15 protein-coding genes are annotated in these 23337 nt (G+C 64.6%); 10 read left to right on the top strand and 5 right to left on the bottom strand.

The window, feature by feature from the left end; genetic code table 11:
• Positions 1–246 precede the first annotated feature (246 nt).
• The gene (locus tag ACW7G6_RS14365) at positions 247–642 is read right to left on the bottom strand and encodes a GFA family protein (RefSeq protein WP_456980491.1); all 396 of its coding nucleotides are present in this window, start codon (positions 640–642) and stop codon (positions 247–249) included.
• Positions 643–836: 194 nt separating this feature from the next.
• Complete coding sequence (locus ACW7G6_RS14360; protein WP_456998589.1) at positions 837–1838, bottom strand: GlxA family transcriptional regulator; 1002 nt, start codon at positions 1836–1838, stop codon at positions 837–839.
• Between the two features lie 188 nt (positions 1839–2026).
• Here ACW7G6_RS14360 and ACW7G6_RS14355 point away from each other — a divergent pair, with 188 nt between their 5' ends.
• From ACW7G6_RS14355 to ACW7G6_RS14340, 4 genes are read left to right on the top strand one after another with little or no spacing between them, the layout of a single operon-like run.
• Complete coding sequence (locus ACW7G6_RS14355) at positions 2027–2929, top strand: MBL fold metallo-hydrolase (RefSeq protein ID WP_456998588.1); 903 nt, start codon at positions 2027–2029, stop codon at positions 2927–2929.
• 27 nt (positions 2930–2956) lie between these two features.
• Positions 2957–3616, top strand: a complete 660-nt coding sequence (locus ACW7G6_RS14350; protein ID WP_456998587.1) for an NAD(P)-binding oxidoreductase — start codon at positions 2957–2959, stop codon at positions 3614–3616.
• A 60-nt stretch (positions 3617–3676) separates the two neighbouring features.
• Positions 3677–4729: an NAD(P)-dependent alcohol dehydrogenase gene (locus tag ACW7G6_RS14345; protein ID WP_456998586.1), complete on the top strand. Its 1053-nt coding sequence runs from the start codon at positions 3677–3679 to the stop codon at positions 4727–4729.
• A gap of 17 nt (positions 4730–4746) precedes the next feature.
• Complete coding sequence (locus ACW7G6_RS14340; protein ID WP_456998585.1) at positions 4747–5916, top strand: serine hydrolase domain-containing protein; 1170 nt, start codon at positions 4747–4749, stop codon at positions 5914–5916.
• Positions 5917–5959: 43 nt separating this feature from the next.
• On the opposite strand, the gene ACW7G6_RS14335 is transcribed toward ACW7G6_RS14340, so the two are convergent.
• The gene (locus tag ACW7G6_RS14335; RefSeq protein WP_456998584.1) at positions 5960–7153 is read right to left on the bottom strand and encodes a serine hydrolase domain-containing protein; all 1194 of its coding nucleotides are present in this window, start codon (positions 7151–7153) and stop codon (positions 5960–5962) included.
• A gap of 211 nt (positions 7154–7364) precedes the next feature.
• Here ACW7G6_RS14335 and ACW7G6_RS14330 point away from each other — a divergent pair, with 211 nt between their 5' ends.
• Positions 7365–11087, top strand: a complete 3723-nt coding sequence (locus ACW7G6_RS14330; protein ID WP_456998583.1) for an SIR2 family protein — start codon at positions 7365–7367, stop codon at positions 11085–11087.
• 141 nt (positions 11088–11228) lie between these two features.
• Here the strand turns inward: ACW7G6_RS14330 and aceE are convergent, their stop codons facing one another.
• Entirely contained in the window at positions 11229–13934 is a 2706-nt protein-coding gene (gene aceE / locus ACW7G6_RS14325) for a pyruvate dehydrogenase (acetyl-transferring), homodimeric type (protein WP_456998582.1), read from the bottom strand.
• An 88-nt stretch (positions 13935–14022) separates the two neighbouring features.
• Positions 14023–16305, bottom strand: a complete 2283-nt coding sequence (locus tag ACW7G6_RS14320; RefSeq protein WP_456998581.1) for an NADP-dependent malic enzyme — start codon at positions 16303–16305, stop codon at positions 14023–14025.
• Positions 16306–16404: 99 nt separating this feature from the next.
• On the opposite strand from ACW7G6_RS14320, the gene ACW7G6_RS14315 reads away from it, so the two are divergent.
• From ACW7G6_RS14315 to ACW7G6_RS14295, 5 genes are all read left to right on the top strand, one after another.
• Positions 16405–17745 (top strand): hypothetical protein, encoded by a 1341-nt coding sequence (locus ACW7G6_RS14315; protein ID WP_456998580.1) that lies wholly within the window; start codon positions 16405–16407, stop codon positions 17743–17745.
• Positions 17746–17939: 194 nt separating this feature from the next.
• Positions 17940–19139: a sodium/glutamate symporter gene (gltS, locus tag ACW7G6_RS14310; RefSeq protein WP_456998579.1), complete on the top strand. Its 1200-nt coding sequence runs from the start codon at positions 17940–17942 to the stop codon at positions 19137–19139.
• Between the two features lie 88 nt (positions 19140–19227).
• The gene (locus ACW7G6_RS14305; RefSeq protein WP_456998578.1) at positions 19228–21006 is read left to right on the top strand and encodes a gamma-glutamyltransferase family protein; all 1779 of its coding nucleotides are present in this window, start codon (positions 19228–19230) and stop codon (positions 21004–21006) included.
• Positions 21006–22295: an FAD-dependent oxidoreductase gene (locus ACW7G6_RS14300; protein ID WP_456998577.1), complete on the top strand. Its 1290-nt coding sequence runs from the start codon at positions 21006–21008 to the stop codon at positions 22293–22295. The genes ACW7G6_RS14305 and ACW7G6_RS14300 overlap by 1 nt, the downstream gene beginning before the upstream one ends.
• A gap of 84 nt (positions 22296–22379) precedes the next feature.
• Entirely contained in the window at positions 22380–23330 is a 951-nt protein-coding gene (locus tag ACW7G6_RS14295) for a LysR family transcriptional regulator (RefSeq protein ID WP_456980465.1), read from the top strand.
• Positions 23331–23337: the final 7 nt, after the last annotated feature.

The raw sequence follows: 23337 nt of genomic DNA, 5'->3' as shown, positions 1-23337 counted from the left end.
AAGAGCGCGGGGGTGGCCGAAAAGAGGCGCCTCCGACGGCGCGTTTGCCCGATGCTGACGGCGTCATTCTGACGCCCAGAAGTGCGAAAGACTGCACTCGTTCTGGTGACGCCCAACGCCTGAGTTAAGCCGACCTGCGTAGCGTAGCCAACAACATGGCAAGCTCTTTCTGCCATGTTGTTGGTGTAGCGAAGTAGGTTCGGCTTGAACGAACTGTTAGGCCCCATTAGACGGCCAGCGACTCACTCAATCAAGGTGCTCAATGCCGTCTGCAAGATGCACCCAGGGGTGCTGCCTTTCCTCATAGACCGACACGCGCGGCGGCGGAAAGTCCGGATCTGCGAAAGCACCGACAGGAACCGCAACTACATCTGGGATGGCGTCTGACCGATAAAAGACGGTGGAGCCGCACTCCGGGCAGAAGTGGAACTGGGTTGAGCTGCCACTCTCACCGATGCGCACATATTCTTTGCTTTGGCCCTCGACAGCCACGGCATCAGCCGGGAATCTAGCCTGAGCGCTAAACACACTGCCAGTGCGCCTCTGGCAGTCCAAGCAATGGCAGATTGAGATGCGAACCGGCTCACCCCGAGTGCTAACGGTGAGCTTTCCACAGCTGCATGACGCATGACGATTGGGCATGGGGCCTAACGCTTGAATTAAGCCGACCCGCTCCTGAAGTGTCCCAGATCGCCGCGATGACGATGCGGGTTCGGCTTGAATGAATTGTCAGGCTGCAGTCCTACGCAACCCGGGAAACAATAACTCGACGAGCACGTAGCAGGCGACAGCTGCAAGCACTCAAGCGAACAAAGGGGCCAGAGGAAATATCGGATTCAAACAGATATCTCCTCTGGCCCCTTTGTTACCAGGCGCCGGCTGCCGTCGCCGCAGAAGTTCCGGCGATAGGCGGAAGGCGGTGTCCCCAGTTGCGCAGCGAAGTGCTGCCGCAGCGAGAGTGCCGTACCGAAGCCGGCCTCGGTGGCGATCTGCTCGATCGGCAGGTCGGTGGTTTCAAGCAGCTGCTGCGCGCGCGCCAGCCGCTCCGACGCGAGCCACTTCACGACCGTGGTGCCGGTCGCCTCGCGGAAGCGGCGGGTGAAGGTGCGGCGACTCATGTGGGCGGCATCGGCCAGTGCGTCCACCGACAGCGGTTCGACCAGACGCTCGCGCGCCCAGTCCAGCACGCCCGGCAAGCGGTTCTCGCTGGGCAGCTCGGGCACCGGTTGCTCGATGTATTGCGCCTGCCCGCCCTGACGATGCGGCGGCGTCACCAGCAGCCGCGCGATGCGGTTGGCCACGTCGGCGCCGTGACGCACGCGTACGAGGTTGAGACAGCAGTCGATCGCGGCGACGGTTCCTGCTGAAGTCACGATGCCGCCGTCGTCGATGTACAACACGTCCGGGCGAAAATCGGCGGTGGGAAAACGGCGGGCAAACACGTCGCGGGCGGCCCAGTGCGTGGTGGCGCGGCGGCCGTCGAGCAGGCCCGCGTCGCCCAGCACGAACGCGCCCAGGCACAACCCGACCACCTGGGCACCGCGCGCATGCGCCGCCCGCAACGCCTGCGTGAGTTCGGCGGGCGCAGGCGTCTCCGGGTGGTCCCACGCCGGCACGATGACGATATCGGCCCGCCGCATCGCGTCCAACCCATCCGGCACGTCGATCTGCAGCCCCTGCATCGTGCGCACCGGGCCGGGTGTGGGCGCGCAATACCGCATCTCATAGGGCGGCAGGCCCGGTGGCGCGGGCTGGACGCCAAACACCTGGCCGGGAACGGACAGGTGGAACAGGTTGATGCCATCGAACGCCAGCACGGCGACGCGAACGGGCTGCATGGAGGTCTCCGGAGGGCGCGAGAAGAATGGCCCGATTATATCGATAAATGTCATTTGGGCCAATGGTGCTGGACGCGCCGCCTCCCGACAATGGCTGTCATTCCACACAGTACCGCCGGCCGGGCCTGACTCCACGGCCGTCCCATACACCTTCCGGCTCAGTGCCGACCCATCCACAGGAAACTCCCATGACCCATCGAACCTTGCTGCGCGGCGCTGCCGTCGCGACCCTGGCCCTCGCGCTCGCTGCTTGCGGCGCCACCAATGCCACCAGCCCCATTGCTACCTCGAACGCCAACACCGAAGACGCCGGCGCGGTCGGCTTCCAGCAGATCCGTAACGCGACGATCAAGCTGGACTACGCCGGCACCACGTTCCTGATCGACCCGATGCTCGCGGCGAAGGACGCCTACCCCGGCTTCGAGGGCACCTACAACAGCGAGGTGCGCTACCCGCTGGTCGAGCTGCCGATGCCGATGTCCGAGGTGATGGACGCCGATGCCATCATCGTCACCCATACCCACGCGGATCATTGGGATGACGAGGCCAAGCGCAGCCTGCCCAGGAACCTTCCACTGTTTGTCCAGAACGAAATCGATGCCGAAAGCATCCGCCAGGATGGCTTCACCGACGTGCGCGTGTTGACCCGCGACACCGTCTTCAACGGTACGCAGCTGAGCATCACCAGTGGACAGCATGGCGATGACCAGACCATGGCCGATTTCCCAAGTCTTGGGCAAGTGATGGGCGTCGTTTTCCAGCGCCCGGGCCACGAGACGGTGTACCTGGCCGGAGACACCATCTGGAACGCCCAGGTGGAAGATTCGATCCACCAGTACCAGCCGGATGTGATCGTCCTCAATACCGGTTATGCGCGAATGCTGGGCGTGGACGGCTCCATCATCATGGGCAAGGACGATCTTTACCGGGCCTACCAGGCAGCGCCACAGGCCAAGGTCATCGGCAGCCACATGGAAGCCGTCAATCACGTCATGCAAACGCGCCAGGACCTACACGATCACATCAAGGCAACGGGCATGGATCCCGAGCGCGTACTGGTTCCGGCAGACGGTGAGTCCTACACTTTCTAAAGAGGCAACACCTAAGAGGAATCCATCATGCGCAAGGTCTTCATCATCGGCGGCTCGGGCAAGGTCGCACGCCGCCTCGCCCAGCAACTCGCGGCGCGCGGCCATGAGCCGCGCTCGCTGTACCGCAAGCCGGAGCAAGCCGACGAACTCGAGGCCCTGGGCGCCGTCCCGGTCGAGGGCAACCTGCTGGAACTCGACGCCGACGGGCTGGCGCAGCGCATGGCCGGCAGCGACGTGGTCGTGTTTTCGGCCGGCGCTGGCGGCAAGGGCGGAGCGGAGATGATCGACGCCATCGACGGCCGCGGGCTGGAGCTGGCGGTCGCAGCGGCGCGGCAGGCAGGCATCCAGCGCTTCCTGCTGGTCTCGGCCTTCCCCGAGGCCTCCCGCGGCAAGCAGGTGTCGGAGACGTTCGAGCACTACATGGCGGTGAAGAAACTCGCCGACGTGCATCTGGCCGAGTCCGACCTGGACTGGGTGATCCTGCGCCCCGGCACGCTGCTGGACGCGCCCGGCACCGGCAAGGTGCGCACGGGCGTGGCCATTCCCTACGGCGACGTGCCGCGCGACGACGTGGCCGCGACGCTGCTTGAGATCATCGAACACCCGGCGGTGAGCCGCATCATCATCGAGCTGACCGAAGGCGAGGCGCCGGTTGCAGAGTCCGTGGCGCTGCTGGCCCCGGCTTGATATCTGCGGTGGCCGCATGGATACGACACTGATTTTCCGATCGACACAGGAGTCCTCACCATGACCATCAAAGCCTATGGCGCCAACACGGGCGACCAACCACTCGAACCCATGCAGATCACCCGGCGTGCGCCGGGCGCGCAGGACGTGCAGATCGACATCGCCTATTGCGGCGTGTGCCACTCCGACCTCCACCAGGTGCGCGCGGAATGGGCGGGCACCGTCTTCCCGTGCGTGCCCGGTCACGAGGTCGTCGGCAAGGTGACAGACGTCGGTTCCGACGTCACCGGCTTCAAGCCGGGCGACCTGGTCGGCGTCGGCTGCATCGTCGACAGCTGCCAGCATTGCGTGGAGTGCGATGCGGGTCTGGAGAACTACTGCGACCGCATGGTCGGCACCTACAACGGCCGGACGCCGGACGCTCCCGGCCATACGTTGGGCGGCTATTCGCAGCAGATCGTCGTGCACCAACGCTACGTGCTGCGCATCCGCCATCCCGAAGAACAACTCGCTGCCGTGGCGCCGCTGCTGTGCGCGGGCGTCACCACCTGGTCGCCGCTGCGCCACTGGAAGGTGGGGCCGGGCAAGAAGGTCGGCGTGGTCGGTATCGGCGGGCTCGGGCACATGGGCATCAAGCTGGCGCACGCGATGGGTGCCCACGTTGTCGCGTTCACCACGTCCGAATCCAAGCGCGAGGCGGCCAAGGCACTGGGCGCAGATGAGGTCGTCGTCTCGCGCAATGCCGATGAGATGGCGGCGCATGCCAAGAGCCTGGACTTCATCCTCAATACCGTCGCCGCGCCACACGATCTGGATGCCTTCTTCGTGCTGCTCAAGCGCGACGGCACGATGACCCTGGTTGGCGCGCCGGCCACGCCGCATCCCTCGCCGCAGGTGTTCAACCTGATCGCGAAACGTCGCAGCCTGGCGGGCTCGCTGATCGGCGGCATCCCGGAGACGCAGGAAATGCTCGATTTCTGCGCCGAGCACGGCATCGTGGCGGACATCGAGATGATCCGCGCCGATGAAATCAACGAAGCCTACGAACGCATGCTCAAGGGCGACGTGAAGTACCGGTTCGTGATCGACAACGCTTCTTTGAATAGTCGGTAATACCTGTGGGAGGGGTCATGAAGGAAAGCAGAAATTCGAGCCGCGTCCTGGCACTGTGCGCGGCGCTGGTGTTGTCGTGGGCCTGCCTCCAGCCTGCCATGGCCCAAGGCATTGAACACAGACTGGAAGAACTGATGGCCGAGCACGGGACGGTTGGCCTGGCCGTCGTGGTGGTCAAGGACAATGCCGTCGTCTATGGCAACAGCCTCGGCTGGAAGGACAGGGACGCGAAGATTCCCCTCGAGCAGGACGACGTCTTCCGGATCGCCTCCATCTCCAAGTCCTTCGCCGCGACCTCGATCTTTCAGCTGGTGGAGCAAGGGCGGATATCGCTGGGTGACGACGTCGGCGAGTTGGTCGGATTCCCGGTGCGCAACCCCGCATTCCCGGACCGGGTTATCACGCTCAGGATGCTGCTGAACCATACCTCGTCGATCACCGACGAGCAGCGATACAACAGCCTCGACATCATCAATCCAGGCGTCAACGCCAGCTGGCGGGACAGCTACGCCGACCGTGCCCCCGGCGAGCTCTACGAGTATTCCAACCTCGGCTACAACCTGGTCGGGACGATCGTGGAGCGTGTATCCGGGCAGCGGTTCGATGCCTACGTAAAGGCACACGTGCTCGATCCGCTCGGGCTGTACGGCGGCTATGCGCCGGAAGCGTTGGATGCGGACCGCTTCGCGCAGATCTACCGCTGGCGCGAGGGCGCGGGGTTCGTGCGCTCGGACCAGGCGTATGCGCCCCTGGGTGAGCGCCTGGACGGCTACACGATGGGCTACGGCACGCCCATGTTCTCTCCGACCGGGGGTCTCAAGGTCTCGGCGCCCGACCTGGCCAAGTACATGCTGATGCACATGAACCATGGCGAATGGAATGGCGTGCGGATCATCGCAGCCGAACACGCGAAGGCGATGCAGACGCCCACGGTCGAAGCCGACGAGGATGGCGACTACGGCATGGCCATTCGCATCGACAGGGCCCTGATTCCCGGAGTCGAGATGACCGGACACACCGGGTCCGCCTACGGGCTGTACAGCTCCATGTTCTTCGACGCGGAGAAGAAGTACGGCTTCGTGGTGATCACCAACGGAACCCGGGACATGGAAGTGCGGACCGAGGTCAACAGGGCCCTGTACCAGCACTTCATCGCGGAAAACGCGGAGCACTCGAAGGGGGCGTAAGTCCTTCAGCGTGACGCGCGTCCGTCATTGCGTGTATTGCACTTTACCGATCCGCATCCACTGCACGTTTGACCGCAGCCACGAACTCGCGCCGCGCGGCGACCAGCTCCTTCGACGTCGCCTTCGGCCATGCCGCGACCTGGGCGATGACCAGCCGGCGCGCGGGATCGACGTAGACCATCTGGCCGAAGATGCCGATCGCGGCGTAGCTGCCGTCGGTATCGGTCCACCACAGATACCCGTAGCCGCGCTCGGGCGCGTCCAGGCTTTCCTGCTCGCTGACCGCGCCTTGCAGCCAGGCTTCGGCGATCACCGGTTCGCCCGCGATGCGGCCACCGTCGAGCATGAATTGCCCCAGCCGCGCGTAGTCGCCCAAGGTCGCCGACAGACCGCTGCCGCCGGTGTCGCTGCCATCGCATTCGTCCCTGATCCAGGTCGCATCGGCCGCCATGCCGTACGGCTTCCAGATGGTGTCTGACAGGTAGGTGGCCAGCGAACGGCGCGTCGCGCGCTCCACCACGATGCCGAGCAGATCGGTCTCGGCGGTATTGTAGTTCCAGTGCGTGCCGGCCGGCCATTGCCGCGGCAGTTTCATCAAGTACGACAGCACGTGCGCACGGCCATCGACACAGGCACCGCGATACATCTGCGCCACGTCCGACTCCGCGTCGGCATAGTCCTCGTTCCAGCGCACGCCGGAGGTCATCGTCAGCAACTGCTGCACCGTGACATCGGCGTACGCGCTGTCGCCCAACTCCGGGATGTAGGTGACCAGCGTGTCGTCCAGGCTGTCGATGTGCCCCTGCTGCAGCGCGATGCCGAGCAAGGTCGACGTGACCGACTTGGCGACGGAGAAGGATTCCCAACGCTGCTCCGGCCCGAAGTCCAATGCGTAGCGCTGCACGCGGACACGACCGTCTTGCAGAACCATCACGCCGGCGATGTGGTGCTGGGCCATGTAGTTGTCGAGCCACGATGGATCACCCGCCTCGCCCACTGTCAGCGGCGGGCCTTCCGCCAATTCGCGGACATGCGCACCGCGCTCGATGCGGTCGCTGGGGAAGCGCCGATCCATCTGCCGGAACTCCGCCTCGCGCTGCGCCTGCGGCCAGAACAGCACCGCCTCGCGTTGCTCGCCGACGGTGGGAGTGGGTGGTGACTCGCTGGCGGCCAGCGAAAGCGGTGCAGTCAGGCAGAGTGTGGTTGCGAGCAGGCGCAAGAAAATGGTGGGTCGCATGGGGGCGCGTGTCGGCGGTGGTTGCGGGAGCGGCATTCTACTGGGGTGTGTCGCGCAGCCTCAGAGGTTGCCCAAAACTCCTACCTCGACTGGACTCGATATTCGTGTGGTGCGTAGGTCTGCTTTCGGCCAGAAGCGGACATCTAGCGTCAGGCGATTAAACTATCTGTGCCAAAATCCTGATCCAAGCACCAACTATCGCGAGATCGCGGTGACCGAACCCAAGTATCTAGTACCCGAAGCCATTCGTGTTGCCGCAAAGCATGGCGAGCTTGTGGTCTTTGTTGGCGCGGGCGTGTCCGTGCTATGCGGGAGCCCCACTTGGGAGGGCTTCGCCAACGCAGTGATCGACGCCGTAGAAGAGCCGGCAAAGCTGTCGTTCCTCGAGGTCGAACAGCTACGCGCGATCCAGGATCCAAGGCGACGGTTGTCGATCGCGATGGACTTGGCGGAGGGTGCCAATGTCGATCTGGGCTACGAGGAGATTCTCCATCCCAAGGGCGGCAAGGACCTCGGGTTGGAGACGTATCGTCTCCTCTCGGCGCTCAATCCGGTTTTCATCACCACGAACTACGACAAGTGGTTTGACCATGCCCCTCCGCCGTCTCTCTCCAAGGGCGCCGGCGCACCCAGTGAACCCGTAGCACCCCGCCAGCGAAGGCTCGTCGTCGGACCAGACCAGTTCAATACCGACCTCCTATTTGACCGCGGAGCCGTGTTTCACCTCCACGGTCGGTGCACCGAGCCGCGGTCGATGGTCATCTCGCTACGCCAGTACATCTCGCACTACAGCAATCCTCGTGTCGTTGCATTCCTGCAAGAGGTTTTCAGCAAATGGACGGTACTGTTCGTAGGGTACGGCCTCGCTGAGCTGGAGATTCTTGAATACGTGATCCGGGCGGGTGCCTCGAGCAAAAGCAACTCTACTCGCCTTCCCCACTACATCCTCTATCCCTACCGTTCCAGCGAGGCCGCGCAAACGCGCTTCATCGAGAGTTACTTCGAGAAGCAGTGCAACGTAGGCGTCATCAAGTACCCGATCGACGAGAACGGATGGGGTGAGCTTCGAAACGTCCTCAGGGAATGGCAGCCTCAGATCGATGTGCGGGATGCCAGCACGATCGAGAAGCAGACTTACTTGGATCGTCAGATCGAAGAGGAAGACAGTGCCGCAAGACGCAGCTCGGCAATTCGGCTCGTCCTACGTCAACCCGGCCTGCAACCGTACTTTTTCAACAGGATTACCAGCCCCATCTGGTTAGATGACTTGTACGACGAGGGCCTTCTTAACCCGGCAGGTAATTCGCCGCCTACGCCCGAGGAATGCACGAGCGGGCCGACCACGTATGTAGCACCCAAATGGCCACCAGGTGCCTATCTGGAGCGAATCGCGAGTCATGTCACGGGGCCGCAAGCCGAAAAGGTGATGAGCGTCGTCAGGGCCGTCACCGACGATGCCGAGCAAAGGGGCATCGATAACTGGATCACGAACTGGAATTTGGCCCAGACGTTCTCCCGTGTGGAGATCGACGCCTTAAGGGATGACGACGCACGACTGGTGCGGACGTGGCTAGGCGGCAACTTCAATGCCGACATGATCGTGCGAACGATCGGGCTGGAGCTTCTGCCTCGGCTCTTGGCAAGCGGTAGCCCGAAGGAGCGCGTGATCACACTCGATCTTATTGCGCTATTGACTGCCGCAAGGGCGGACAGCGGGAGTCGAGGGCGTCGCGGGGCCGTGACCGGCGACTATTGGATCCGCGAAACACTTCACGCCTCAGCGAATGAAATCGGGCAGCGGTTCGGCGAAGACGCTGTCTTGGCGCTGTATGAGTCGCTGAAGACGACAATCGGTACGCCCGAGGAGGACGCACGCTCGAACTGGCGCCGGTCCGCAATTGAGGATCACGAGCAGGACCGCCACCACGACGATCTTCAGAACACCCTCATCGACGCTGTCCGAGACGCCTCGCTCGGCTGTCTAGCGGTAGATCCCTCGTCCGGGCGGCGACTGGTCGAGACGCTTCTGCAGGAATCGCATCCCACGCTTGTGCGAATCGGGATCCACTTGTGTGGCGAACGCTTCGGCGACGTGGGCGACCTGTTCTGGACTGAGTTTCGACCTTCGTGGTTCTGCGACACCGTCTACTGGCACGAGGTGTACTGGTATCTGCGTAAGGGCTTCAGCAGGTTTACCAGGCTGCAGCGCCAGCGGTACCTGGATGAGGTCGAAGGCTTTCGCGGCGACTGGGCAGATGAGAGTCGGAGTGAGGAGTTCGACGCCCGTCATCGTATCGACCTGCTCCATCCAGCGCAGGGGCTTAGCGATCGAGACGTCGACGAGCGCTACGCCCGCCTGATCGCCGAGCACGGCGTGTCGCGGGAGCACGTCGACTTTCACGTTTACAGCTCGGCTGGTTGGGTGGGCGACGAAAGTCCGATCGAGCTTGCCGAACTGCGTGAAATGACGGCTGCGCAGTTGCTCGGATTCCTACGCGAGTTCGAGCCCAGCAACGGATGGGATCAGCCGACGCGGCGAGGGCTGGCGAACACACTGTCGGAGCTGGTGCGCACCGACGAGGAGGCGTTCGCCACGCGGCTGGGCCCGTTTGTAGAGATGCTGCCGGTTTACCAGTACGGCGTGATCAAGGGTCTGGCTGACCGGTGGCGTGACAAGAAATCTATTGATTGGGCTGCAAGTCTGGCGTTCGCGTCCGAGGTCATGGCCAATCCTGGGTTCTTCCAGGCCGAGGTCAGCGACGACGCGGGAAGCGATGAGCCGGGCACGCGATGGGTCACCGGCGAAATTTTGGACCTGATCAGCGTAGGCATTTCCGACGGCGACCGCGCGATCCCCCGCGACCTGTTGCCCCCGGCTCTACGGATTGCTAAAACGGTAATTGAAGCGTTGCCGCCCAAGCCGACTGATCATGCCAATGACGCCGTATCTCGAGCGATCAACAATCCTCGCGGGCGCGCGATCGAACTGGTCATTCGTTTGCTTCTGCACGCGAGCCGCTCAGCCTCGGACGCCACATCGCCGGCGATCGGATGGGAGCAGGTCTCCGACCTCTTTGACCGCGAATTGGCGTCGAGCGAGGCAGGCAGAAACGCGGACTTCGCCGCCCACGCCGGCACCTATATCGCGAACCTGCACTACTTGGCGCCCACCTGGGTCGATGAGAACTTCGATCGCCTCTTCTCGACCACAAACGACGAGGCGTGGTCCTGCGCGGCTCAAGGCTTTGCCTATCAGCGTTACAGCTACGACTGGCTCTATCAGCGACTTAGGGGCGGCGGCCACTTGGCACGCATGTTGGCAGACGAGGAATTGCCGGATTCCGTTAGCGAAAAGGCCTTGCAGTTCATCGTGCTCGCGTACTTAGGCGGACGTGAGCCGCTGGAGGGGGAAGGCGCCGACCTCATGCAGGAAATCCTACGCGAGCTCCGGCCCGAGGTCATTTCACAGCTGTGCTGGTTTGTCTGGACCCTCCATGGCGATCTGGGTGACGAGGCACGAGCCCGGGTGCGCGATCTTTGGCTAGCAGCCTCAGCGCGGATTGTCGGCAATGAGGCGAGCCACGCGGTCGCATTGTCGAATCTGAATCTGCTGGCGTCAGCGTTAACTGACCTCGACGACCAGATCTCCAACGCGTGGAAGCAAGCTGCGCCCTATGCGGACGACGCGCACCACGCGCCCCATATGGTTAAGGACTTTGCGCGAATTGCTCCCACCCATCCCCGCCCGATCGGAGAGATCTTCTTGGCAGCCTTGGACCGGTTCGTGCCGACCTATGACGAGGAAGACATCGTTTCATGTGTCAAAACGATCGCGCGCGCAGGCCAAAGGGAGCTAGCGGAAACAATTTGCCAGACATACGCGGACAAGGGATCGACGATGCTGAACGAAACGTACCGCGAGATCCGGTCCTGAAGCTCGCGACCAGTTCTCAACGTTGGGTTAGTTTCGCGTGGTCGCCCGACTACCCGTCTGCTTAGGGTCGATAACAGCCACTCACAGCACCAAATAGAGAAGGCGGCCAATGGCAGCCTTCTCTATTTTTCATGATCCGCCTCAAACCCCCAACGGGTTCGGCTTCTCCGCATCGATCTTGTACGTCTTGATCGCCCTTGCAACATCCTTCGCGGTCATCTTCCCTTCCGCTGCCAACGCGGCGATCGCGGCGTGGGCGACGTAGTTGCGGTCGACTTCGAAGTGGCGACGCAGGTTGGCGCGGGTGTCGCTGCGGCCGAAGCCGTCGGTGCCCAATACCGTGTAATGCATCGGGACGTAGGCGCGAACCTGTTCGGCGTAGGTGCGGATGTAGTCGGTGGCGGCGATCGCCGGGCCCTGGCGGCCATCCAGCAGGGCGGTGATGTGGGCCTTGCGCGGGGTCTTGGCTTCGGGGTGGAAGCGGTTTTCGCGTTCGACGTCGGCACCGTCGCGGGCGAGCTCGTTGAAGCTGGGGCAGGACCAGATATCGGCAATCACGCCGAAGTCCTTCTCCAGCAATTCGGCTGCGGCGATGACTTCGCGCAGGATGGTGCCGCTACCCAGCAGTTGCACGCGCAGCTGGTCCTTCTTCGGCTTGCCGGCGTCGCGGAACAGGTACATGCCCTTGATGATCCCTTCGGCGCTGCCCTCGGGCATGTCGGGGTGGACGTAGTTCTCGTTCATCAGGGTGACGTAGTAGTACTCGTCATGCTGCTCGGCGAGCATGCGCTGCATGCCGTGCTGGATGATGGTCACCACTTCATAGCTGAAGGTCGGGTCGTAGCTGCGGCAGTTCGGGATCAGCCCGGCCTGCACCATGCTGTGGCCGTCCTCGTGCTGCAGGCCTTCGCCGTTGAGGGTGGTGCGGCCGGCGGTGGCACCGAGCAGGAAGCCACGCGCGCGCATGTCGCCGGCCTGCCAGGCGGCGTCGCCGACGCGCTGGAAACCAAACATCGAGTAGTAGATGTAGAACGGCAGCAGGGCGAGGTCGTTGCTGCTGTAGCTGGTAGCGCAGGCGAGCCAGGAGGCGAACGCCCCGGCTTCGGTGATGCCTTCCTGCAGTACCTGCCCGGCGGTGTCCTCGCGGTAGTACATCAGCTGGTCGCGGTCGACCGGCTTGTACTTCTGACCGAACGGGGCGTAGATGCCGATCTGGCGGAACAGGCCTTCCATGCCGAAGGTGCGCGCCTCGTCGGCGACGATCGGCACCAGCCGCGGGCCGACCTGCTTGTCGCGCAACGAGATGTTGAGCATCTGCACGAATGCCATCGTGGTGCTGATCTCGCGCTCGCCAGTGGACTTGAGCAGACGCTCGTAGGTCGCCAGCGGCGGCACTTCAAACTGCTTTGTGGCCTTGCGGCGGCGCTGCGGGAGGAAGCCGCCGAGGGACTTGCGGCGCTCAAGCAGGTATTCGATCTCCGGCGAGTCCTTGCCGGGGTGGTAGAACGGCACCGCGCCGTCCTTGAGCTGGTCGTCGGTCACCGGGATGCTGAAACGGTCGCGGAACGCGCGCACGTCCTCGTCGTCCATCTTCTTGGTGCCGTGGGTCGGGTTGAGCGCCTCGCCCGCCGCACCCATGCCGTAACCCTTGACCGTCTTGGCCAGGATCACCGTCGGCATGTCTTTGGTGTTCACTGCCTGGTGGTAGGAGGCGTAGACCTTGTGCGGGTCGTGGCCGCCGCGGTTGAGGCGCCAGACGTCCTCGTCGCTGAGGTTGGCGACCAGCTGTGCGGTCTCCGGGTATTTGCCGAAGAAATGCTCGCGGGTGTACGCGCCGCCGAAGGCCTTGCAGTTCTGGTATTCGCCGTCGACGGTTTCCATCATCAGCTGGCGCAACTTGCCGCTGGTATCGCGGGCCAGCAACGGGTCCCAGTAGCTGCCCCAGATGTTCTTGATGACGTTCCATCCGGCGCCGCGGAAGTTGCCTTCCAGCTCCTGGATGATCTTGCCGTTGCCGCGCACCGGGCCGTCCAGGCGCTGCAGGTTGCAGTTGACGACAAACACCAGATTGTCCAGGCCCTCGCGTCCGGCGACCGAGATCGCGCCGAGCGATTCGGGCTCGTCGGTCTCGCCGTCGCCGAGGAAGCACCAGACCTTGCGGTCGGTCTTCGGCATCAGGCCGCGGCCTTCCAGGTACTTGAAGTTGCGCGCCTGGTAGATCGCGCTGATCGGGCCCAAGCCCATCGACACGGTCGGGGTCTGCCAGTAGTCCGGCATCAGCCACGGGTGCGGATAGGAGCTGATGCCGCGGCCGTCGACTTCCATGCGGAAGTTGTCGAGCTGGTCTTCACTGAAGCGGCCTTCCAGGAACGAGCGCGCGTAGATGCCCGGCGAGCCGTGGCCCTGGATGAACAGCAGGTCACCCGGATGGTCTTCGCTCGGCGCGCGCCAGAAGTGGTTGAAACCGACGTCATACAGCGTCGCCGAGGAGCCGAAGGTGGCGATGTGGCCGCCCAGGTCGCCGGGCTTGCGGTTGGCCCGCACCACCATCGCCATTGCGTTCCAGCGGATGATCGAGCGGATTTTCCACTCCATCGCCGCATCACCGGGGCTCTTGGCCTCCAGTTGGGTCGGGATGGTGTTGATGTACTCGGTGGTCGGGTCAAACGGCAGGTGCGCACCGGCGCGGCGCGAGACTTCGACCATGCGCTCCAGCAACTGGTGCGCGCGGTCGGTACCGTCGCGCTGGATTACCGCCTCGACCGACTCGACCCACTCCTTGGTCTCGGTGGGGTCCGGATCGTTCTGCAGCAGCTCGTTGAGCGGGCTCTCGTAGGTCTGGGTCATGCGCCTCGCGACCCCTTGGCCGCGCCTCGTAATCAAGTGGGATCTATGCCGTCATTCTACCGCGCCGCCGCGATGGCGGCGCGCCTACCTATCCGCCACGGCTGGCGCGGATCTGGGCGTCGACCGCCGCAATCGCGGTCATGTTGATCACCCGGCGTGACGTCGCATCCGAGGTCAGGATGTGGGCCGGTTTGTCCAACCCCATCAGGATCGGGCCAATCGCCACGCCGTCGGTGGCGACCCGGAACATGTTGTAGGTGATGTTGGCCGCGTCCAGGTTGGGCAGCACGAACAGGTTCGCGCGTCCGCTCAGGGTGGTGTTGGGGAAGATGCGCTTGCGCAACGCCTCGTTCCACGCGGTGTCGCCCATCATCTCGCCGTCGACCTCGAGTTTGGGCTGGCGTGCCTTGAGCAGCTCGCGCACCTTGCGCATCTTCGCCGCCGACGGGTTGTCGTGGCTGCCGTAGTTGGAATGCGACAGCAGCGCCACCTTCGGCTCCACCCCGAACAGCTTCAGCCGGTAGGTCGCCTGCAGGGTTGCCTCGGCGATCTGCTCGGCGCTGGGGTCAAGCTGGACGTGGGTGTCGAGGAAGAACCACGCGCCGGCGTCGTTGATCACCCCGGTCATCGCGGCGGTGCCGGCAATGCCGCGATCGAAGTCGAAGATGCTGCGCAGGTAGCCAAGCTTCTTGTGGAAGCGCCCGACGATGCCGCAGATCATCGCGTCTGCCTCGCCCCGCTCCACCATCAAGGCCGCGATCAGGCTCGGACGCGAGCGGATCAGGCTCTTGGCCGCCTCGATGGTGACGCCGCGGCGCTCGGTCAGGGCGTGGTACTGCTGCCAATAGTCGTGGAAGCGTGGGTCGTCGTGAATGTTGGTCAGCTCGAAATCCACGCCCTGTCGCATGCGCAGTCCGAGCCGGTCGATCCGGGTCTGGATCACTTCCGGGCGGCCGACCAGGATCGGCGTGGCCAGGCCCTCGTCGATCACCGTCTGCACCGCGCGCAGTACGACTTCTTCCTCACCTTCGGCATAGACCACGCGCTTGCGGTCGCTGCGGGCGCGGTCGTAGACCGGCTTCATCAGCAGGCCGGTGCGGTGGACAAACTGGCCGAGCTTCTCCTCGTAGGCCGCCATGTCCTCGATCGGGCGGGTGGCCACGCCGGACGCCATCGCCGCACGCGCCACGGCGGACGACACCATCACCATCAGGCGCGGGTCGAACGGGCGCGGGATCAGGTATTCCGGGCCGAAGGTCGGCACGTCGCCACCGTAGGCCGAAGCCAGGTCGCCGGCTTCCATCCGCGCCAGCTGGGCGATCGCATGCACGCAGGCGAGCTTCATTTCCTCGTTGATCACCGTCGCGCCCACATCCAGCGCGCCGCGGAAGATGTACGGGAAGCAGACCGCGTTGTTGACCTGGTTGGGGTAGTCGGAGCGGCCGGTGGCGAGGATTGCGTCGGGGCGCACAGCCTTGGCGGCGTCGGGCAGGATCTCGGGGTACGGGTTGGCCAGCGCCAGGATGATCGGCTGCTCGGCCATGGTCACGACCATTTCCGGCTTCAGGATGCCGCCGGCGGACAATCCCAGGAACACGTCCGCGCCAGCGACGATCTCGGCCAGCTCGCGCTTGTCGGTGTCGCGGGCGTAACGCGCCTTCTCCGGATCCAGGCCGGGACGGTCGCTGTAGAGCACGCCATCGCGGTCGAAGGCGAAGATGTTTTCGCGCCGTGCGCCCATCGCGACCAGCATGTCCAGGCAGGCGATGCCCGCCGCGCCGACGCCGGTGGTGGCGATGCGGACGTCCTCGATTTTCTTGCCGACCACTTCCAGGGCGTTGAACACCGCCGCGCCGACGATGATCGCGGTGCCGTGCTGGTCGTCATGGAAGACCGGGATCTTCATCCGCTCGCGCAGCTTGCGCTCGACGATGAAGCACTCCGGCGCCTTGATGTCCTCCAGGTTGATGCCGCCGAAGGTCGGCTCCATCGCCGCGATGATGTCGACCAGCTTGTCGGGGTCGCGCTCGTCCAGCTCGATGTCGAACACGTCGATGCCGGCAAATTTCTGGAACAGGATGCCCTTGCCTTCCATTACCGGTTTACCAGCCAGCGGGCCGATGTCGCCCAGGCCCAGCACCGCGGTGCCGTTGGTGATCACCGCCACCAGGTTGCCGCGCGCGGTGTAGTCGCGGGCGGTATTGGGGTCGTCGACGATCGCCTCGCAGGCATAGGCCACCCCGGGCGAGTACGCCAGCGCCAGGTCACGCTGGGTCACCATCGCCTTGGTCGGGGTGACCTTGATCTTCCCGGGCGGGTGCTGGCTGTGGTAGTCGAGGGCGGCTTGCTTGAAATCGTCGGTATTGGACATTAACGGGAGGGCACGGCTGGAAGGACACTCGATTCTACCGTTCGTGGCAACGGCAGCGCGATTGACCGAGAATCGGGGCACATTTCAATGGGGACAGGCATGCAGGAATGGACGCGGGACCGGCTGAAGGCCGGCGGTTGGATGCTGCTGGTGGCCGCGCTGACGGTGCTGGTGCAGTGGCCGCTGGTTTCCAACCCCGGCTACTTCAGCCATGACGAGCTGCAATGGGCGGCGGCGGCGAACGTTGCGCCCGGCGCGACGCTGCCGTGGGTCGGCTGGTTCGACCTGGTGGTGTTCCAGTACCGTCCGCTGACCTTCAACCTGTGGCTTTGGCTGTCGCACCACCTGTTCGACCAGCCGCAGGCATTCCATGCCGTAATCGCAGCTGCCGGGGCGCTCAATGCCGCCTTGCTGACCGGCCTGTTGGTCCGGCTGGAGGTTTTGCCGCGACGGGCCGCGTTGGCGGCGCTGATGTTCGCGCTGGGGCCCTACGCGATGTATGTGCACGGCTGGGTCGGCACGATCGGCGACCTGCTCTGGGTGGGCTGCGGCTTGCTGGTGGCGTGGGTCGCGACCTCGCGCTGGCCGGGATGGCGCATCGCGATCGCCACCGCCGTGCTGACCGCGGTCGCGCTGCTGGCGAAGGAGGCCGCGCTCTCGATCACCGCGCTGCTGGCCGTGGCGTGGTTGCTAGACCGCACGAGAGGGGGCTGGCGCTGGGCGTTCGCGGGGTCGGTGGTGCCGGCGCTGGCCTACCTGCTGCTGCGGTTCTCCATGTTGGCCGGTGTCGACGGGCCGGACGCCTATGCCTGGTCGCTGGCGAACATCCCGCAGCGCTGGCTCGAGTACTACGCTTTCCTGCCGCAGATCAGCGTGTTCGAAGCCCAGACGACGCTCTCACGGGGGTTCGGCAACACGCGTTTCATCGTCTCCTGCGTGCTGATGCTGGCGCTGTTGGCCGCGTTGTGGCGGGTCGGCTGGCGCTGGGCCGTCGCCCTGCTCGCCGGTGGCGCCGCCGCGCTGGGCCCGGTGCTGGTGCTCGCCGGTGCCAGCAACCAGTACGGCTATGGCTTCGCCGCGTTCGCCGCCGGGCTGGTCGCCTGCGTCTGGCCGCGACTGGCGCGCTGGGGCCGTGGATTGGTGGTGGTGCTGGCCGTGCTGTCGCTCTGGCACGGGATCAACGTGATGCGGCAGGTGCGCCACGTCGGCGAGCTGCAGGCGGTGTTCTCGCCGGCGTTGGCCGAGCTGCTGCGGCACGAGGACGCGGCCGTCACGAGGCTGCGGGTCGCCGAAGATGTACCGCCATGGATCTTCCGGCGCCTGACCCACGACATCCCCAGCTATGACGGCGTCCCGATCCGGTCACGCGTGCAACTGGTCCCGTCGGGCGACGCCGACCAGGTGATCCAGGCCGACGGCCGGCTGACGCCCGCGCCCTGATCGCATGCACACAGCCCATAACGCATGGCTATGGAAGGGCCGTGTTTTATCAATTACGTCAGCCGCCCCACTGACCTATGGTCGAGTCCCATTGCTCTGTTTTGAGAGGGCGTCACCACGTGCCAACCATTGGCACTTGTCCATGACACTGGATAAACGCCTGATCACCTTTCGAGAACACGGGAAGAAATCAATTGCTTCGACTTGACGCGGTGGAAACCGTCGCCCTGGGCGGCTTGGCACTCATGGGTGGATACGCGCTGTGTCGCGCCATTCCGGTATTCCGGCGCTACAACCTTCCAGAGCCGGTGGTGGGTGGCTTGGTGGTTGCGCTGATCGTGATGTTCTTCCATGGGCAAGGCACCACGCTGTTTGAACTGGACACGTCGCTGCAGACACCGCTGATGGTCGCGTTTTTCACCACGCTGGGCATCAACGCGAGCTTCGCACTGCTACGCATCAGCGGGCGCCAGGTGGCGATTTTCCTGGGACTGGCGACGGGGTTTGTCGTCGTGCAGAACCTGGTTGGTCTGGGCGTGGCGGCGATGTTCGACCTGCATCCGCTGTTCGGGGTGTTGGTGGGATCGGCCACGTTGGCCGGCGGTCCCGCGACCGGACTGGCGTTCGCGCCATTGTTCGAGGAGGCCGGTCTGGTCGGCGCGGAATCGATTGCGATCACCTCGGCGATGGCCGGCATCGTCTGCGGTGGCCTGGTCGGTGGTCCGGTGGCGACCGTGATGATCCGTCGCTGGCGTTTGAAGACTCCCGGCGGCCATCCGACGGAAGTGCCGGATGTGACCGAGCTGAGCGTGGATCCGGAGCTGAGCGACGCACAACGCGAGTTCAGCGCACTCAAGAGCATCATCTTCATCCTCGTGGCGATGTGGCTGGGGGTCTGGATCGGTCGGGGTTTTGAGGCACTGGGTCTGACTCTGCCGGCCTACATCGGCGCGATGCTGGTGGGCGCGGCGGTGCGAAACCTCGACGACGCGACGGGCTGGATCGGCCTGTCGGTGCGCACCACCGACCTGATCGGCAACATCTGCCTCGCCCTGTTCCTGGCCGTGGCACTGATGAACCTGAAGCTGTGGGAATTGGCCGGAATGGCCATGCCGCTGGCCCTCAACCTGGTTATCCAGGTCGCCATCGTGGCTGCGTTCTGCGTGGTCGTGTTCCGCGCCATGGGCAAGGACTACGACGCGGCGGTGATGAGCGGCGGCTTCATCGGCTTCATGCTCGGCACCACCGCCAACGCGATGGCGGTGATGAAAACGCTGGTGGAGCGCTACGGGGTGGCGCCGCGCGCCTTCCTGGTCGCGCCGCTGGTGGGCGCGTTCTTCATCGACTTCACTAACGCCCTGATCATCACCGGCTTCATGAACTTCCTTGAATAGGGCGGCCGCCCACACCCATAACTGACAGCTATCCGCGTGCCATTGAATGTGAGGGGCGCCCATTCAGCTGTGCGGCTACGATTTGCCCATGAGCAAATCCCGTTCTGCCGCCAACGGCGTAGCCGCCCGCCGTCCCGATTTCGCCGCCTGCTTCAACCGGCCTGCCCGCGCACTGCTTGCACTGGTCGGCACGACGCTGCTGGTCGGTTGCCTCGCATTGCCCCGCGACCCCGGGACCGACGCTGGCGAGGGCAAGACCGCAGGCGTGGTGGTCGCCGCCCACCCGCTTGCCGTGGATGCGGGAACGGCGGTGCTGCGCCGCGGCGGAACCGCCATGGACGCCGCCGTTGCCGTCCAGATGATGCTTGGTCTGGTGGAGCCGCAGAGTTCCGGCATTGGCGGCGGCGCCATCATCATGGCCTACGATGCGCGCAGCCAGGCGGTGACCAGTTACATCGGCCGCGAAGCCGCGCCTGCACTGGCCGACGGCACTTTGTTCGAGGACGAAAACCACCAGCCACTGCCGCGCGGTGACGCGATGCTTTCGGGTGGCTCCACGGGCGTTCCCGGTACCGTTGCGGTTTTCTCACAGGCCCAGCGCGAGCACGGGAAGCTGGCGTGGGAAGAGTTGTTCACGGAAACCATCCAGCAGGCCGAGCAGGGTTTCGTCATCACCCCCCGGCTTGAGGAACACATCCAGGGCACGTTCCCGCAGGCGTCCGCGCCGGACGTGCGCCAATTTTTCTCCACCCCCGATGGCCAATTGAAGGGGACCGGCGACCTGCTGCGTAACCCCGACTATGCCGAGACCCTGCGCAAGATCGCGCAGGGCAACGAGCAGGCGTTCTATAGCGGTGAGCTTGCCAGCGCCATTGTTGCGCGCACCCATCAACTGCCGCGTCCCGGGCAGCTCAGCATGCAGGACATGGCGGATTACACAGCGGAAAAGACCGAGCCGCTGTGCCGCCCCCTGCGCGCCTACATCATCTGCGTGCCGCGTCCGCCGACCAGTGGCGTGGGGCTGCTGCAGCTCATGGCATTGCTGGACGAGACCGACATCGACCAGCGCGGTCCCGAAGACCCGCAGTCATGGTTCCTGTTCGCCGAAGCCAGCCGCATCATGTACGCCGATCGTGACCACTATGTCGGCGATCCGGCCTTTGACGACGTCCCCGTCGATGGCCTGCTCGACCCGGCCTACGTCGACCAGCGCCGCGGGTTGATCGGGAACACGGCAGGCCCGGCCCCCCAACATGGGCAGCCACCCGGCGCGGGTGCGCGCGGACCCGACCGTACCGACGAGCCCGGCGGCACCAGCCACTTTGTCGTGATCGACCAATGGGGCAATGCTGCCTCGGTCACCACCACGATTGAGTCGTTTTTCGGGTCTGGCCGCATGGTTGACGGGTTTTTCCTGAACAACGAGCTGACGGATTTCTCCTGGTCCAGCGGCGCTGGCGACGACGGTGCCGCCAATGCGATCGCCGGCGGCAAGCGCCCGCGGTCCTCGATGACGCCGATCATCATTCTCGACCGCGACGGACGCTTTGTCGGCGCCCTGGGCTCGCCCGGCGGGTCTGCCATCCCGGCCTATATTGGCAAGGCGCTGGTCGGCCTGGTCTATTGGGACATGCCACTGCAGGACGCGGTGGACCTGCCGAACCTGGTGGCACGTGGCAGCCGCTTCAACGGTGAGGCGTCCCGTTTTCCGGAGGCCGTGCTGGACGCGCTTTCGCAGCGTGGAGTGACGATACTCTCGGGTTCCGGCGAGGATTCCGGCCTGCATGGGGTGTTCTACCGCGATGGCGTACTCGAATGGGCCGCCGACCCTCGGCGTGAAGGCGTGGGCAAAGCGGTAACGCACTGATGGCCAGCACCGTCAAACCGCCCCGCTCCGCCCCGGATGGGCCTGAGACTCCGGCGAGCGCATGCAGCGACGTCGATGACGCCCTCGTCGACGTCACCATCGTGGGCGCTGGCGTGGTCGGCATGGCAACCGCGTACGCAGCGGCCCGCCGCGGTCTGTCGGTGCGCATCGTCGATCGCGCGTCCGGCCCGGCGATGGGTGCGTCCTTCGCCAACGGCGCCCAACTCAGCTACGCCTATACCGAGTCGATGGCCAGCCCATCGCTTTGGAGCAAGCTGCCATCGATTGCCTTGGGCATGGACCAGGCGTTGTCGATGCGCTGGTCGCTGGATCCGGACTTCCTGCGCTGGGGCATCGCCTTCCTCGGCAATGCCACGCCTGCAAAATTCCGCGCGAACACGCTTGCCGTACTCGATCTGGCGGCACAGTCGCGCGCGGCAATGGACGACCTGCTGCAGCGCCATGACATCGCCTTCGAGCACACCACTCCGGGCAAGATGCACCTTTTCCGTGACGCTGGCGCGCTGGACGCCGCCGCCGCCATGGTGGCGACCAAGCAGAAGCACGGCGTAGAGCAAAGTATCCTCAGCCCGCAGCAGGCGATCGACATCGAGCCGGCATTGGCAGGCGCGTCCGGCCTGGTCGGCGTGGTGCATTCGCCGGCGGAGGAGGCAGGTGATCCGCAGCGATTCTGCGTGGGCTTGCTGGCGTTGCTGGTGGCCGATTACGGGGTGACGGCGTGCTTCAACTTCGACGTGGCGAAGCTCGCGACCACGCCGGAGGGTGTCTACCTGGAAGCGCGCGACGGCCGGCGACTGCGGTCGCGCAAGCTGGTGTCCTGCGCTGGCGTGGATGCTGTGGCGCTTGCGCGGGACATGGGCATGCGACTGCCGCTGCTGCCGGTGAAGGGTTACTCGTTCACGGCCACGCCGGGAACCATGGCGCCGCGGGTCAGCATCACCGACATCGATCGCAAGCTGGTGTTCTGTCGGCTGGGTGACAAGTTGCGCGTGGCGGGCCTGGCCGAGGTCGGCAATCGCAGCGCGGCCGTCGACCCACGCAGGGCGGAGCATCTGGTGGCGATGGCCCGTGAATCCCTTCCTGCCGCCGCCCAGTACGACGCGGTCGACAGTACGTGGGCGGGTCTGCGTCCGATGACGCCCAGCTCGGTGCCGATCATCCAGCGGATTCAACCCAACCTCGTGGTCAACGTCGGTCACGGCATGTTGGGCTGGACGCTGGCGATGGGTGCCGGCGAGCGGGCAATGCAAGCGCTGCTGGAGAAGTAGCCGGGCGCGCCACCGGCATCTGCGCCGCGTGGTCGCTTTGGGCATGTTTTGTCATGTTTGATCTGGCTGCCCTAAGATCAGGGGATGCGCCTTCGTCAAATTGAAGTGTTCCACGCCGTCTATACGACCGGCTCGATCAGTGCCGCTGCGCGTGCACTGCATGTATCCCAGCCTTCGGTGAGCAAGGTGCTGCACCACACGCAGTCCAAGCTCGGGTTGCAGCTGTTCACGCTGGTGCGCGGCCGCCTGGTTGCCACGGACGAAGCGCATGCGCTGTTCGTGGAAGTCAACGAGATATTCGAGCGCCTGGGATCGCTGCAGAAGACCATCAGCAATATCAAGAATATCGGCGGTGGCCACATCCGTCTTGGCGTGGTGCCGTCTCTGGGTTTGCATGTCGCGCCATTGGCGGTCGCCCGTTTTCGCCGTATGCATCCGGAAATCACGTTCGACGTGCAGACCCTGCACCACGACGAACTGTTCCAGGCGCTCTATGAGCGTACCTGCGACATCGCGATCGCCTACGCGCCGCCACTGCACCCGCGCATGAAGCGACGTCTGCTGAAAACCGCGCAGATGATGCTGCTTTTCCAGAACGACGATGTCCCCGACGTGGGTGAATCGGTTCCCCTGTCGCTGATGCATGGACGCGAGGTGGTCGGGCTGACCGCCAGCGGGCCGGTCGGTGATGCACTCGCCAGCGAGTTGCGGCGTAGCAACGTGGCCATCCGCGAAGTCGTGTCGAACCAGACCTTCTATACCGCTGCTGCACTGACCCGCCATGGCGCGGGGATGACGGTGGTCGACGAGTTCACCGCCCGCGCCACGGTGCAGGACGATGTTTCTTTCCGCCCGTTTGCACCGCCGATCCGGTTCAACGTGGACTGCGTCTTTCTTGAGGACCGGCGACCGTCGAAAGCGGCGGAGGAGTTCATCAGCCTGTTCAAGTCGATTATCGGCGAGATCCAGGACGGACCGGAAAGCGACTCTGCCGAGACCGAATCACCTGCCTTGGTGGCTGACGACGGGCAATAAGCACTGC

It is taken from the genome of Lysobacter sp. A421 (assembly GCF_054052145.1).
Note: the sequence above shows the minus strand (reverse complement) of the source record. Positions and strands in the feature narration are given on the sequence as shown.

Bases quoted from the DNA above. Each gene is read 5' to 3' on its own strand.
- ACW7G6_RS14295 (WP_456980465.1), top strand. From the start codon at position 22,380: ATGCGCCTTCGTCAAATTGAAGTGTTCCACGCCGTCTATACGACCGGC.
- ACW7G6_RS14305 (WP_456998578.1), top strand. From the start codon at position 19,228: ATGAGCAAATCCCGTTCTGCCGCCAACGGCGTAGCCGCCCGCCGTCCC.
- ACW7G6_RS14320 (WP_456998581.1), bottom strand. From the start codon at position 16,305: ATGTCCAATACCGACGATTTCAAGCAAGCCGCCCTCGACTACCACAGC.
- ACW7G6_RS14340 (WP_456998585.1), top strand. From the start codon at position 4,747: ATGAAGGAAAGCAGAAATTCGAGCCGCGTCCTGGCACTGTGCGCGGCG.
- ACW7G6_RS14315 (WP_456998580.1), top strand. From the start codon at position 16,405: ATGCAGGAATGGACGCGGGACCGGCTGAAGGCCGGCGGTTGGATGCTG.
- ACW7G6_RS14345 (WP_456998586.1), top strand. From the start codon at position 3,677: ATGACCATCAAAGCCTATGGCGCCAACACGGGCGACCAACCACTCGAA.
- ACW7G6_RS14300 (WP_456998577.1), top strand. From the start codon at position 21,006: ATGGCCAGCACCGTCAAACCGCCCCGCTCCGCCCCGGATGGGCCTGAG.
- ACW7G6_RS14335 (WP_456998584.1), bottom strand. From the start codon at position 7,153: ATGCGACCCACCATTTTCTTGCGCCTGCTCGCAACCACACTCTGCCTG.
- ACW7G6_RS14360 (WP_456998589.1), bottom strand. From the start codon at position 1,838: ATGCAGCCCGTTCGCGTCGCCGTGCTGGCGTTCGATGGCATCAACCTG.
- aceE (WP_456998582.1), bottom strand. From the start codon at position 13,934: ATGACCCAGACCTACGAGAGCCCGCTCAACGAGCTGCTGCAGAACGAT.
- ACW7G6_RS14365 (WP_456980491.1), bottom strand. From the start codon at position 642: ATGCCCAATCGTCATGCGTCATGCAGCTGTGGAAAGCTCACCGTTAGC.
- ACW7G6_RS14355 (WP_456998588.1), top strand. From the start codon at position 2,027: ATGACCCATCGAACCTTGCTGCGCGGCGCTGCCGTCGCGACCCTGGCC.
- ACW7G6_RS14350 (WP_456998587.1), top strand. From the start codon at position 2,957: ATGCGCAAGGTCTTCATCATCGGCGGCTCGGGCAAGGTCGCACGCCGC.